This is a genomic window from Candidatus Micrarchaeia archaeon (assembly GCA_041653315.1).
Lineage (GTDB): Archaea > Micrarchaeota > Micrarchaeia > Anstonellales > JAHKLY01 > JAHKLY01.
Map to the genome: position 1 here is coordinate 1 of JBAZFO010000030.1, position 14,407 is coordinate 14,407.

The 14,407-nt window shown below is 27.3% G+C and carries 10 protein-coding genes and 1 tRNA gene; 6 read left to right on the forward strand and 5 right to left on the reverse strand.

The features are described from left to right. Nucleotides 1-1,077, forward strand: a 1,077-nt coding sequence (locus WC356_05850; GenBank protein MFA5382669.1) for a hypothetical protein, incomplete at its 5' end; no start/stop codon positions are given. Here WC356_05850 and WC356_05855 read toward each other — a convergent pair. From WC356_05855 to WC356_05865, 3 genes are all read right to left on the reverse strand, one after another. Continuing rightward, the gene (locus WC356_05855) at nucleotides 1,064-1,414 is read right to left on the reverse strand and encodes a hypothetical protein (protein ID MFA5382670.1); all 351 of its coding nucleotides are present in this window, start codon (nucleotides 1,412-1,414) and stop codon (nucleotides 1,064-1,066) included. The genes WC356_05850 and WC356_05855 overlap by 14 nt on opposite strands. Nucleotides 1,415-1,686: 272 nt before the next feature. Further along, complete coding sequence (locus WC356_05860; protein MFA5382671.1) at nucleotides 1,687-2,016, reverse strand: hypothetical protein; 330 nt, start codon at nucleotides 2,014-2,016, stop codon at nucleotides 1,687-1,689. Between the two features lie 63 nt (nucleotides 2,017-2,079). After that, on the reverse strand, nucleotides 2,080-4,077 hold the full coding sequence (locus WC356_05865) for a right-handed parallel beta-helix repeat-containing protein (GenBank protein ID MFA5382672.1): 1,998 nt from the start codon (nucleotides 4,075-4,077) through the stop codon (nucleotides 2,080-2,082). Nucleotides 4,078-4,254: 177 nt separating this feature from the next. Here WC356_05865 and glyS point away from each other — a divergent pair, with 177 nt between their 5' ends. Both glyS and WC356_05875 read left to right on the forward strand, forming a co-directional pair. Continuing rightward, complete coding sequence (gene glyS / locus WC356_05870; protein ID MFA5382673.1) at nucleotides 4,255-5,754, forward strand: glycine--tRNA ligase; 1,500 nt, start codon at nucleotides 4,255-4,257, stop codon at nucleotides 5,752-5,754. Nucleotides 5,755-5,865: 111 nt separating this feature from the next. Further along, nucleotides 5,866-7,140: an ATP-binding protein gene (locus WC356_05875; GenBank protein ID MFA5382674.1), complete on the forward strand. Its 1,275-nt coding sequence runs from the start codon at nucleotides 5,866-5,868 to the stop codon at nucleotides 7,138-7,140. A gap of 153 nt (nucleotides 7,141-7,293) precedes the next feature. On the opposite strand, the gene WC356_05880 is transcribed toward WC356_05875, so the two are convergent. Beyond that, nucleotides 7,294-7,497, reverse strand: a tRNA-Trp gene (locus WC356_05880). Nucleotides 7,498-7,710: 213 nt separating this feature from the next. Continuing rightward, nucleotides 7,711-8,763, reverse strand: a complete 1,053-nt coding sequence (locus WC356_05885; protein ID MFA5382675.1) for a DHH family phosphoesterase — start codon at nucleotides 8,761-8,763, stop codon at nucleotides 7,711-7,713. 62 nt (nucleotides 8,764-8,825) lie between these two features. On the opposite strand from WC356_05885, the gene WC356_05890 reads away from it, so the two are divergent. From WC356_05890 to WC356_05900, 3 genes are all read left to right on the forward strand, one after another. Then, on the forward strand, nucleotides 8,826-9,086 hold the full coding sequence (locus WC356_05890; GenBank protein MFA5382676.1) for a 50S ribosomal protein L35ae: 261 nt from the start codon (nucleotides 8,826-8,828) through the stop codon (nucleotides 9,084-9,086). A gap of 1 nt (nucleotide 9,087) precedes the next feature. Further along, complete coding sequence (locus WC356_05895) at nucleotides 9,088-9,480, forward strand: archease (GenBank protein ID MFA5382677.1); 393 nt, start codon at nucleotides 9,088-9,090, stop codon at nucleotides 9,478-9,480. Nucleotides 9,481-9,523: 43 nt separating this feature from the next. Beyond that, nucleotides 9,524-14,407, forward strand: a 4,884-nt coding sequence (locus WC356_05900) for a right-handed parallel beta-helix repeat-containing protein (GenBank protein ID MFA5382678.1), incomplete at its 3' end; no start/stop codon positions are given.

A 14,407-nucleotide genomic window follows, 5' to 3' on the forward strand; every position in this document is an offset into this window, starting at 1 on the left:
GTTTGTTACATATTTACTACAAATGTATTCTTTCTTGATTTAAATAATGCAAATTTTCCGATTTTATTTTTTATAGTTTATGATTATAAAAAGAAAGAGATAGTGGGGGTAGTATATACACATTATTTTAATACCGAAAATTTTCTTCCGCATGAGTTAATACAATTCTGTTTACATAAATTATACTACAATCTGCGTTGTGACTCAAAAAGAAGTTATATCCTTTCAAATAGGGATTTGACATACTTTAATCCCGAGATTAATCAATTATACGCATTAATAACGATCGCTGTGAGAGATAAAGTTATCAATTCACAAATCAAAGAACCATTTGGGAGTATACTTGATTATTTTATCTTTGGTTATCCAAATGAGAAAGTAAAACCAACACTGGATATTAGAAAAACAGAGAAAGATAAAGGGAATAGATTCAGTTTAAGTTTCAGGACTAATATTTGCTCAGAGGTGTGCAATCTAAGAGTAGATAATGAAGATAAGACCAAAAAACTACATTATGATATAGCTGACAAAAATGTTAAATATCTTAATCATGCTGAAATTGATTTAACGAGGATCAAAGAGCTTGATCTTCTTGAAGACATTGCTGTAAGTATTTTCTTTCGAAACAAAATTTTTGAAACGGAGATAACCAATAAAGAAATCGTTGAATCGGAATATGGAGAATTATTTAAATTTCATATGTGGTTAGTTAAATATTTTATTAATAATCCAAAAGAATCCCAATTGGTTAATTCTTTTAGTTTTATGGTTGGTTATCCCCATAATAATGGACGATGTAAATTTGAAAACTTAAGAGCCAGAGAAATGAGAGAATTACTACGGCAATATAATGAAACACTCAATAAAAAATTAAAGAGTATCGATAACGTTAAGACGAAAGAGAAAATTTATTTGTATATATTACATAGACAACGTAGTTTAATGGATTTCTTGGATTCAAAATTAAAAGAGATGGATACGTTGCAACCTGAGAACACGGATTCGTTTCTTAAAAGTGTTTATGATGTAGTGAATAATCATTATACTGAGAATATTGAAAACGTTACAAACCTATAACTTTTTTTACACCCTTTACTATCTCGTGTTTTGTTTTTTCCTTTTCGTGGTTTGTTCTCAGTTGAATATTTCGCTGGCGTATATTTTCTCGATTTGTTTTTTCCATTTCATTTTTCTCTTTCGTTTTGTTATCGTTTTTTGCTATTTTTTCTACCGATTTTAGCCCAGTTTGATAAAGGAAGCATCCTACAATAAAACAAGCTATTCCGGTCAGAAAGTAGATTGTTTTGAATGCCCAATCGTTGGTTTGTGTAGTCAGCCACAAACAACCTGCCCCTGCTAACACAAATGTCCCCGGTGTTGTGAGGTAAAATACATTTTGTATCAACGAAACCATCTAACCACCAACTAAGCACTCATCCCTTGTATCGTCAGAGCTCCAGGTTCTCATCACAGAGCCCAATTTCAAATCCTTCCGATAAGACCCCTTTCTTTTTGAACCCAGGGGCCTTTTTCTTTCGGGAAAGAAAAAGGGGCCTCAGTAAACCTATGTCTCTTCATATAATATTAAATATATTAAAAATGTATTAAAAACATTTGTTTGATTAAATAGAGGTATATAAAAAATAAAATAAAAAAAGTAAAATAAAAAAAGATAGTTTATTTTATTTAGCACTTATTTAATCTCATCATTGAACGAATAAATGTTGCAATAAATAGAACAAAACATATAAATCCTATTATTGGCATTAATTCTGTAAATTGACCATTTGGCATATAAATACTATAACCAAATGCGATTAAAGTAAGCACAAAAAATATTATTGGTAAAACCATAATATTCAAACCTGCTTCTTTTTTTCTTGGTAAATCTTCTGAAAATGGTTTTTGTCTTAATATTTCTTTTTTATCTATTTTTTTTCTAATATTTTTTTTAATTGTTGTTTTCCTTTTTGTTGTTTTCTTTTTTTGTGTTTTTTTATTTTTTAATACTGGCATATTCAATCACCTTTTTTAATAAAAACAAATAACCTTTTTAATACTTCCCTTAACGATAAAAGATTAAAATATTCTCTTACCTTTTAATGGATGTTTTTTTATTTGTTTTTTTCTGTATGCAATAAAAAAAATAATTGCAATCAAAATAATTAAAATAATTATTATTGGTAAATAAAATATATTATCTTCTTTCTGTTCTTCTTGTGTTTCTTGTGGAGAGATTATTGGTTTTATAATTTCTTCAATTTCTGGTAAAATTTCAGGTACTTCTGGTTTTTCAGGGACTTCTATTTCTTCAATTATTTCTTCTTGTTCTTCTTCAATTAATTCAGTTTCTTCATCTTCTTCAATTATATTTTTCTTTCCAACTGGTGCTCCACCACTTCCACCTGGTGAATTACTGCTTGGTTCATCTTCTTCTGCTTCTTCTCCAAATATTGCATATGTACTGAAATGCGTTACATTACCCCAAACATGTTTTGGATCTGTTTTTACTATTCCTTGCTGAACAACTAACTCCCATTCTTCAGAAGTCTCATTAAAATAATACATTCTTAATGAATCTTCATCAATATTCAATTCATCAAGTTCAGTTGAATTATAATATAATCTTATAATTGACCAAGATAGATAATCTGTATCTATTACTTCAATTGTCATTCCTTTGAATGGTAATGTATCTGTTGGTGCATTTGGATTTGTATCATTAACTTCTGTTGAATTTAATAATCTAACAGAAATTGAGAAATTATATGTTTCATTTGCAGTTAAATCAATCTCTAAATCAGAATTTGAAAATTCAAAAGTTTCTGTTTCATTCTCTTCAACTTCTTCACCAAAAGTAATATCTGTAAAGTTTCCATCAATATCCCATTCTGTTGTTATATTTGTTTCTGAATCAGTGATATTTATTGAACAATTATCCAATTCTAATACTCCCCCGTCAAATATTATTTCTCCACCAAATAAAAGAGCATTATTTCTACATAAAGCATAGTCATCAATAGTCCAATTAATTGTTCTAGCTTCTTCATCATGAATTCCATACTCACTATTATTAACAAATTCACTATTCCAAAGGTTTACGTGCGAATCTAATAAATGTAAACCTGACATTGCACATTCTCCTGCATTATTTTCAAGAACAGTATCAATAACATTAACTTCTTCAGAATTTATTAGATAAATTCCATCGCAAGAATTATTATATAAATAACAATCTGTTATATTTCCAGATTCAGCAGAATCTACATTTATGCCCATAATAAATTCTGATATTTCACAATTTATTATTGTAAAATTATTGTATCCATTTGTATCAATACCATAACCTTCACCTGCACCTATTAAAGAATAACCATCACAATCAATAGTAATATCACTCACACCAATTCTTAATCCATCAGAACTAGAACAGGAAAGGTTTCCCGTTAAAGTTAAGTCTTCAGTTACTGTGTCTCCGCATTCTAAAACATCGCACGCAGGATCTGCTGCACAATTATCATCATCGCAATCTGTATCTCCATCACCATCATTATCTATTGTATCATCACATGTTAGTTCTGCTGCATATTCGCAACTGTCAACACCATCGCAGTCATCATCTAAACAGTCCGTAACTTCATCATTGTCATTATCAATTTCATCATCACAGTATAACTCCATGCCGCTGAAACATTCATCAGACACAATGCAGGTATCAATCTCCCAAGTGCAAAAATAATAGCCATCGCCATATTGGTATGCGAGCAAACAATCTTCAGCGAATGTTGAGTTGCCGCAAAACTCATGCGAAATTTCAAATATATCACAACCTGTACAACCACAATCAACATAACAGCTGTTGCAGGTTTCTTCCCCATTACATTCAGCATCTCCACAGTAAGGAGTAAGATCACAGCTGTTTAAAGATAAAACACATAATTCACCAGCGATTTCACAAACTTCATATACAACAGTTTCTCCATACGTATGACTTTCATAAGCATTTGTACATTCTTCCAAAGACACAGCATTGCAATTTTCAACTAAATTGGCCGGGCAATAATCAGCAAAACTCAATCCACTTATAAAAATTAATAATAAAAAAAAGCATGTATTTTTTTCATATAATTACCTCATATACCTTTTAATTTTTAATTCCCACCACTAAAACAACGCTTAAATCAAACAAACAAGATTTTTAAATATTTCTCAAAGGATACAATGTTTTAAATATATTTCATTAAAAAAAAGATTATGGCAGAATCAAAAAATTTAACAGAATTAATTTCTTTTCTACAAGATAAAGGATATGTATGGGGACCAGAACCAGAAATTTATAATGGGGTTTCTGGATTTTATACTTATGCACCTTTAGGAAAATTATTAAAAAATAATATTGAAAATAAAATAAGAGAATTTTTTATTAAAAATGAATTTTGGGAAGTTGAATGCCCAACTATTATGCCAAAAATAGTTTGGGAAGCATCAGGACATTTGGAAGGATTTACTGACCCAATTATTTTTTGTTCAAAATGTAATGCAAGTTATAGAGCAGATAAATTATTAGAAGAACAATTATCAAATCAAGGATATACATTAAATGATATTTTACCTTTAATAAAAGAAAAAAAATTAATATGCCCTTCTTGTAAAGGAACTTTTAAAATGGAAATATTATCACATGAATTAATGATGAAAACTATTATAGGTTTAGATACAGAAGCATATAATAGACCTGAAACTGCAACAACAACTTATTTACCATTTAATAGATACACAACATTTTTTAGAAATAAAATTCCATTTGGGGTTTTTCAAATTGGAAAAGCATTTAGAAATGAAATTTCCCCAAGACAGCATATTTTAAGAATGAGAGAATTTACACAAGCAGAAGCACAATTATTTATTTTTGATAAGGATGATTTTGAAAAATTTGAAAATATAAAAAATAAAGAAATTTTATTATGGTCTGCAAAAGCACAATTAGAAAAAGAAAAACCAATTATATTAAAAATATCAGATGCATTAAAGAAAAAATTATTTAAAAATAAAGCATATGCATGGACTGTTTATTCCGCATATGAATTATTTTTATCATTTGGAATTCCTAAAGAAAATATAAGAGTAAGACAGCATAGAGATGATGAAAAAGCATTTTATGCAGATGATGCTTGGGATATTGAAATTAATCTTAAATCCTTTGGATGGGAAGAAGTTTGCGGTATACATGATAGAACTAATTATGATTTAAAACAGCATATGAAAAAATCAGGACAATCTTTTGAAATTTTAAATGAAAAAACAGGAAAAAAAGAAATTCCTCATATTTTAGAAATTGCATTTGGAACTGATAGACCAACTTTTGCATTGTTAGATTTATTTTATTCTAAAGAAGAAAAAGATAATGGTAAAACAATGTTTAAAGTTCCTTATTTTATGGCGCCAATAAAAACAGCTGTTTTTCCATTAGTTAAAAAAGATGGATTAGCAGAATTAGCTACAGAAATTTATGAAAAATTATCAAAACATTTCATATGCGTTTATGACCAGTCAGGTAGTATAGGAAGAAGATATTTACGTGCAGCAGAACAAGGTATTCCATATTGTATTACTATAGATTATGATTCATTAAAAGATAAAACAATAACAATAAGAGATAGAGATACTGAAGAACAAAAGCGTATTAAAATAGATAAATTAATTGATATAATAGATGATTTAATTTCTGGTGAAACTTCTTTTGAAAAATTATAGGTTACCAAGTCCATTCGGTAACCTTAAACAATCTTTTACCTCTGAACTTCATTTTTAGGTTGCCGAGTGCGTTCGGTAACCTTTATAAATGATTAAACACCATAAATATATATGGAAAAAACCAAAATTTCAAATACAGATGTTTTCAAACGTCTTGCTGAATGGAATCCTTGGTGGAAAGAAAATAAAATAAGAGAAGAAATGAAAGGAGTAAAAAGAGAATATTTAGAAGATATAATAAAATGGATTGATGAAAAAGAAATTAAAGTTTTAATTGGACCTAGGCGTGCTGGAAAATCAACGTTATTTTATCAAATAATAGACTATATACATAATAAAAATAAGGTTCCATTTGAAAATATTGTATTAATTAATTTCCAAGATAATTTATTTTTAGAAAAAAATCTTGAAGATATTTATTTATCTTACATTCAAAACATCAACCCCACAAATAAATTATATCTTTTTATTGATGAAGCTCAAGAAAAAAAAGGCTGGGATAAATGGATTAAAAAAATGTATGATTTGAAAAAAAACATTTCTTTTTTTGTTTCTGGTTCGAATGCAAAACTTCTTAAATCTGAATTTTCTTCATATTTATCTGGAAGAAAAATTGAATTTGAAGTATACCCATTATCTCTTAAAGAATGTTTAAAAATAGCAGGTATTTCAAAAATTTTAAGCCTTGAAGATGAAGCAAAAGCAAAAAATATTTATAAAAACTATATTAAATATGGGGGATTTCCTGAAGTATATTTTAAAAATGAACAATTGAAAATTGATTTGTTAACAAATTATATGAATGATTTTATAGAAAGAGATATTGCAAGAAGATATAACATAGATTCAGAAAAAATAAGATTTTTAATAAAATGGATATCAACAAATTCAGGTAAAGAAATTAGTATAAATTCTCTCGAAAAAACATTAGGAATAAGTGGAGAAACAATAAATAATTATTTAGGATATATAAAAGATGCATATTTAATTATTGAAGTTAAATCATTTTCTCCATCCTTGAAAAAACAAGAAATTGAACCTAAAAGATATTATTTAATAGACCCTGGATTAATTTCAATTTATGAATTTTCATTTAGAGAAGAATATGGAAAATTACTTGAAAGTGTAGTTGGAATTAATCTATCTTTCAAAAATAAACAAATATATTATAAAAATACTCCAAAAGGAGAAATAGATTTTATTTTTGAAAAAAATAAATTTTATAATGGTCTTTGTGTTACTCATAATCCCGAAATTGAAAGAGAAAAACGAAATTATGACTTTGGAATTAAAGAATTAAAGCTTAAAGAAGTAAAATATATAACTTTTGATTATGAAGATGAAAAATCTATACCTATATATAAATGGGCCATAAATACTTTTTAAATCTTAAAAATTAACAAAGATTTTTCTTTTTACAAGGTTTGACATCTTTGATGTCAAATTTTGAAATATTTTTTAATATTTCAAAGGTTTTTCTTTTCTTTCTTTTTGGTTAAACTTTTTCTTTCTTTTTTTAAAAGAAAGAAAAAGGTTAAATGGGGCCACGGGGATTTATTCGTACCTGTTTCTTTCTTATTTCAAGTTCTTTCTTTTTGATTAAACTTTTGCTTTCTTGCAAGAAAGAAAAAGTTTATTGAACCCCGACCCGCAGGTTTCTTACGTAGCTCACTCTTAACAAATTATTTTCATAATTTGATAAAACCTGGAGCCTGCTACGCTACCAAGTTACGCTATAGCCCCAATATACTTATTTTAGATTGATAAATGTTTAAAAAATAAGTAGTTAAAAAATAGGATAAAGATAGTTGGGGTAAGTATTATAAATATTCTTAAACATAATAAATACGAGAGGAAAGGATTTCGCCAAATTGTAATGACTGTTTGTAAGCAAGTGGCAAAACGTGCAAACAGATTTTAGTTGCAATTTAGAGCCATAGTATTTTGGTTTCGGCCTTAAATCCTCTCAACTATTTTTAATACCTCATTAATAATTATTTTAGCACTATCTTTTTGTATTCTCATTGCAGAAGCACCTGGATGCCCCCCGCCAGATATTATTAAATCAGATAAACTTTCTTTTATTTTTTTAACAATTACATCTGCACCCAAACCTATTTCTTGAGCATTTATATTTGTTCTAATTGTAATTAATCTTTCACCATATCCAATTAAAATAAATGGTTTATTTTCTTCATCATATCTATCAAATACTGCTCCTGTTGCTTTTGATTTAGAAGGAAAACTAAATCTTTTAACAATTTTATCTAATTGTAAAATAACTAATTTTATATTTTTTATTTCTTTTACTCTTGAATATTTATCTGCTACTTCTGCAATCTCATCTAATTTTTCCATTGCAGAAGCAGAAATAGAAGTAAATAAAATTCTATCATTTAAAACAGAATCATAAAATTCTAATGTATTTGGAAATCTTGAGTAAATTCCTATATAATCTAAAACTATCGCTTTTTCTTTATCTTCTTTTGTTGGTTTATAAAAAATACTTTTATCACCAGTTAAAGCAATTTTTGATAGCTCATCTGCTTCTTTAAATCCTAATATTTTTGCTATTTCACAGCACATCCACCCCGCAGTATAAAATGAATTTCCATTTAATTCCCAGGGAGATAAATAAATATCTGCTTGTATTTTTTCTTCTGTTGGATGATGATCAATAATTATCAATCCTATTCCAGATTTTTTAATTAATTGTCTTGCTTCTTTGCTTTCAGAATTTGTTGAAAAATCAGTTAAAATAACTAAAGGATTGCTCTCATTTTGTAAAATTCTTATATCACTTAAAGCATCGCCTGGTTCATATGTAACTCCTTTATTTTGAAAAGTTAATAATTTCCTAGAATTTAATGCTTTGTAAATAGCTAAAGCTCCAGTAATACCATCTGCATCATTGTGATATCTTAAAATTATCTTTGATGCATTTTTGATTTCATTAGCAATTTTATCCATTATAGGTTTCATTTTTTCGGAAATTTCATTTTTAATCATATAAATACCTTTTTAATATAAACGCTTATAAATAATTACACTCTTTTTAGGAGGGATAGTATATGAAAGGAAAGATAATAAATTATAGAAGAGGGAGAAAAACAGAATACACAAATCAATATGTAATAGAAGTAAATGGAATAACTTCTAAAGAAAAAGCATCTATACTTTGTGGAAAAAGAATCTCCTGGAAAACAACTACTGGAAATGAAATAGTCGGAAAAATTACAAAAGCACACGGAAATGGTGGTGCAGTTTTAGCTAGATTTAACAAAGGATTACCTGGCCAAGCAGTAGGTACAGATGTAGATATTCAAGAATAAAATGCAATATGAATTTTTAGAACATACAGCCGATGTTTTATTCAAAGCTTACGGCTCTTCTTTTGAAGAAGCACTTTCAAATGCAGCTTTAGCTTTATTTGATACTGTTGGATTTTCAAAAAGCCCAAAAAATAAAATAGAACTAGAAGTTCAAGCAAAAAATAGAGAAGAACTTGTAGTTAAATTCTTATCTGAAATTTTAACTGAAATGGATATAAATGAAATGACATTTAAAAAAATAAAAATTTTAGAATTAGATGAAAATTATATAAAAGCGCACATTTATGGAGATACTACTAGGCCTAAAACTTCTGTAAAAGCTGTTACCTATCATTTATTAGAAGTCAAAAATACTAATGACAAATGGAGTATTCAAATTCTCTTAGATGTTTAAGTTAAAGGTAATATTTTTAAACCCCAAGTTATCTAATATTCTTATGAAAAAAGTAGTTTTATTACTTATATTTAGTTTATTCTTATTTGGATGTATCCAAACTCCTCCTAATAATGATATTCCTAAATTGCAGGAAGAAATTTCGTATGAAAATATTGATTTAATAGATATATTAAATATCAATCCAGAAGCAAAAGATGTTATTATTTCACCCAATAAAAAAAGTGCTAATATTTTACTAAACCCAGATTTAAAAGAACTTAGTGGTTTTCTTAATTTTTCTTTAAATATTAATTCCGATTCCTTATTAAAATTTAATTCAATCATTTCAAATGAAACACACAATCAAATAAATTTACATTCTATTATAATTAATACATATTTTGAAAAAAGACCTTCAAATATAATATTTTTAGGTGATGTTTCTACAATTGAAAAAGATAAAATAAAACAAACAATTACTCTTGAAAATACAGAAGATATTGCTAAAGATATAAATATTTCTTTAAATTTTTATATAAATTCTTCTAGTATAAAACTCAATAATGAAGAAATAAAAATAAATAAAAATGATATAATTGTATTTAAAACAGATAATTATGATCTAGATATAAGTTATGATGAATATTATTCATCAACTAATTCATTCACTTATGAAACAAATGGAAAAATTCATACTTTTGATTGGACAGATTTAATTGGAAAACAATATGCAATTTTAATAACAACAGAAGATGAAAAAATTTCACATATAGAAATTCAAACAAAAACACATTTAAATCCAAAAGAAACTGTTATTTTTGATCCATCATACTCATCAAAAAATATTTCTTCAATTGAAGTAAAAGAATTTATTGGGGTTTCTGATATTAAAGATATAAAAATGGGATATAAAGGCAGTAAAGAATTCGTATATATTATGACTGAAGATACAATTTATTATATTGAAGATATAAACTCCTTTAAAACTAAATCTTCAATTACAGATATTTATACTGCTAAATTTACTTTACCTTATTCAGATCCGCAAATGAAATTTATGGATATTGATACTGGAAATGTATTAGGCAATTCAAATGATATATTAATAACTATATTTCCGTATGGAGCAATGCTTATACCTGGAAATACAATTACTAATGAAAGAGTATTAGATATACATAATCCAGGAACTTCATATTCATTTGCTTCCCAAGTGAGTTCATTTAATTTCTTTGATGGGGCATATATTAATGAAGATGAAAAATTGGCATGTTTTGGAAGTTCAACTTATTTTGAAAGCGGAACTCAATATACACATAATGTTTTTTGTTTTAAACATCCATTTATAGGAACTACGTATTCTCCATTAAATCCCAATGTATTCAAATTTAATGAACCAGATTTATGGTATAGAACTATTCAATCTGGTGAAAGTGGATGTGCTGGAATTCCTTATATAACTAATAATAAAATGTATATAGGTGCTCCTTGCCACAATGGAATATCAATTTTAAATTCACTTAATTCAAATACATATACATATTCTTCATTAACACAAAAAGGTCCTTCTGGATTTGGGGCTGGATTTGCAGGAGAAGGAGATAATTTATTCATTTTAGCAGATGGAAAAATTTTAAGATTTAAAGATAATACAGAATGGATTTCAAGAAATGGAATAAATAGTTTAGCAATGGATGAAAATTATATTTATGGTGGCGCATCAGGAAAAATATTTGTTATTGATAAAAATAATGGAGAAATAGTAATTGAATTAATTGGAGATTTAACAGGCGCTTTAACAACTGGTTCCTTAGGCGCAATAACTGACGATGGTTTTTATTTACTTGAAGTAACTGAAAGCACATTGTGTTATACACCTACAGCTTTAGATTTAGCTAATGGATTAACAATTAACAGTGATACCACTTTATGTACTGGTAATTATAATTTTGAGGACACGGCCTTAGTTGCAATTACAATGGCCAGTGATGACATTACTTTAGACTGCAATGGCGCAAATATAATCGGTCCAGGAACAGGAGTAGGAATATCAGTATTTAGTATAGATAATATAATAATAAAAAATTGTAATATATCTAATTTTGGGGCTGGTATTCGTTTATTGGGAGACGCTAAGAATAATATTATTATGAATAATAATATATTTGAAAATCAAAATGAAGCAGGGATAGGGATAATAAATAAGAGTCGTAACAACACTATCATAGACAATAGATTATTTGATAATTTAGGTATGGGAATTGGGATTTTTGGAACTCCAACCAATAATTACATTAAAAATAATGAAATTTTTGATAATCAAGGGGGGATAGGTATTTCAGTTTCACATAATAATGAAATCTATAATAATTCTGTTTTTAATAATAACTTAGGAGGTATTGTCATCCAAGGATATACAAACAATTTAACAGATAATATTGTTTGTAATAATGGAGCAACACAACCAATACCTAATGATATAAGTATAATATTAAGCACATCAAATAATTTTGGAGATAATACTTGTGATAATTTAGATAATTCTGGTTCTAATACTGTTACTTGTAATACACCTTGTAATGTTATAGATAATTGTGTAAATCTATCTAATTTATCAACATTTGGAACAAAAATAAATATTGATTCTTTAAATAGTGAATTTGAAATAAATGAAGATGTAACTTTATGTACAGATTACTATGAAATAGAAAATACATTGGTATTCATGTTTGATGGATTGACTTTAGATTTAAATGGTTCAACTTTAAATTCAACAAGAACAGATTCTTCTCGCGGCCCAATTGAAATTAATAGAAAAAATAATATTAAAATTTTAAATGGTTCTTTAGCTTGTGTTGAAGATATTTGTAAAGGAATTTCTGCTTTTACGAACAATACACAAATAAAAAATATTAATATTTTAGATTCAAGATTTGGTATTTCTATTTTATTTGGATCAAACAATATAATTGAAAACATAACTTGCTTACAACCAGCAGAACATGGAGACGAAGACACAAACGAAACAGTTTGTATACACCTTGGAGCAACAGAAAACACAGAAATAGATACTTTAAGTTCTGATGGTGCATCTACTTTTCCTTTATTCTTAATGGGAGATTCTGGTACAGCAAATAATACTACAATAAAACATTTTAATATTCAAAATTCAGCTGGGTTTGGTATTGTTTCATGGGATGATAATTTAGAAATTTCTGATTCAAATATTTGCAATAATAATTTACAGGCCTTTCCTCTACCTAGTGGAGGAATAGGAATAAATGATATTATATATTTCTCAAGTTCCCCAACAATATCTAATGTAATTTGTGATGAAGTTATTTGTACAGCACCTTGTTCAATAGGAGAATGCTATGGTACAGAAACATTCATAACTTGTGAAAATTTACATACTGAAGAAGATTGCTTAAATTCATATGAAATCGAATCTGATATCCCATATCAATGTACTTGGATTGAAATACCCACAGGCCGTGGATTAACATTAGAATATTGTGAAAGAGGAGATAGATGTTTATTACAATATGCTGGCTGTGTAAATTTATCAGATCCAACAACATTTGCAGGAAGAGTTGTTCAAAATTTAGATGGAACATTTAACATAACTGAAGATGTAACTTTATGTCAAGGAACTTATACTATTAATGCAACAACAGATGAAAAACGTGCAATAAACATTATAGGAGATAATATTGATTTAGATTGCAATAATTCTGTAATACAACAAGATCCTTCATTTATTAGAAATGGAAAAGGAATTTATAATTTTGGTTATAATGGAGTTACTATAAAAAATTGTGAAGTTTTAGATTATAATATTGGTATAGACACATCAATAATAGATGGCAGTCAATATTCAGATAAAGTTTATATACAAAATAATATTTTAAAAACAAATAATAGAGGGATAAATGCACTAACTTTAGGAAAAGTGTATATAATTGATAATTTTGTATATAATAATACTGATTATGGATTATTTTTAACTCTACAAGGGAATGAAATTAGTGAAATTCATGGAAACACAATTAATACTGGACATTTTTATGGAGGAATATATTTAAACCAAATAAAAAATTCAATAGTTCATAACAATATTATTAATAATAATTTAGGAGATGGGATTTCAATAATGATGGCAACTGGCGGGGAAATTTATAATAATTTTATTTCAGAAAATACAAATGGGATTAAAGCAATATTTATGACTCAAAATATGAATATACATAATAATTCAATAAAATTAAATTCAAAAAATGGTATAGAATTTTATTCTTTAGTTGGTACTTCAGGCACTCAAATATATGAAAATGATTTATGTACAAATAGTGGATCATATGATATTAATGTTAAAAACTCAGCTATGATGCTTTCTCCAAATATAATAACAAATAATAATTGTAATCTAACTAGAAAGAATATAAATGGAGTAATAACCGGATGTGATAATCCTTGCGCAGCAGGATTAAGTTTATGTGATCGCGCAGAAGCAGCAAGTTTAACAGGCGCAGATACAATACTTTCAGATGACGGCGCAAGAACATATTATTTGATAAACAGCTGTGGAACAATATACGCACGACCAATCGGAGAAACAGAAACAAGAGTTGGTCATTACATTCTAGCGCAAAACATTAACACTACTGGAACATGTTTAGAAATAGCGCGTGATGATGTTGAGATAGAAGGGTGTGGCAAAGAGATAAAAGGAATAAGTGGCGGCTTTGGAGGAACACCTGGCCGTTCAATAGAAATAAAAGACCAAAAAAATATTTTAATTAATAATGCCACTTTTGCATCAGAAATAAGATTTGAAGGAACAAATGAAAACATAATAATACAAAACTCAACAGCTAAAAATATTTTCAGAATTTTAGAAGATTCAGAAATTCTATTTGATAACTGTAAATTACAAAGTACAAGC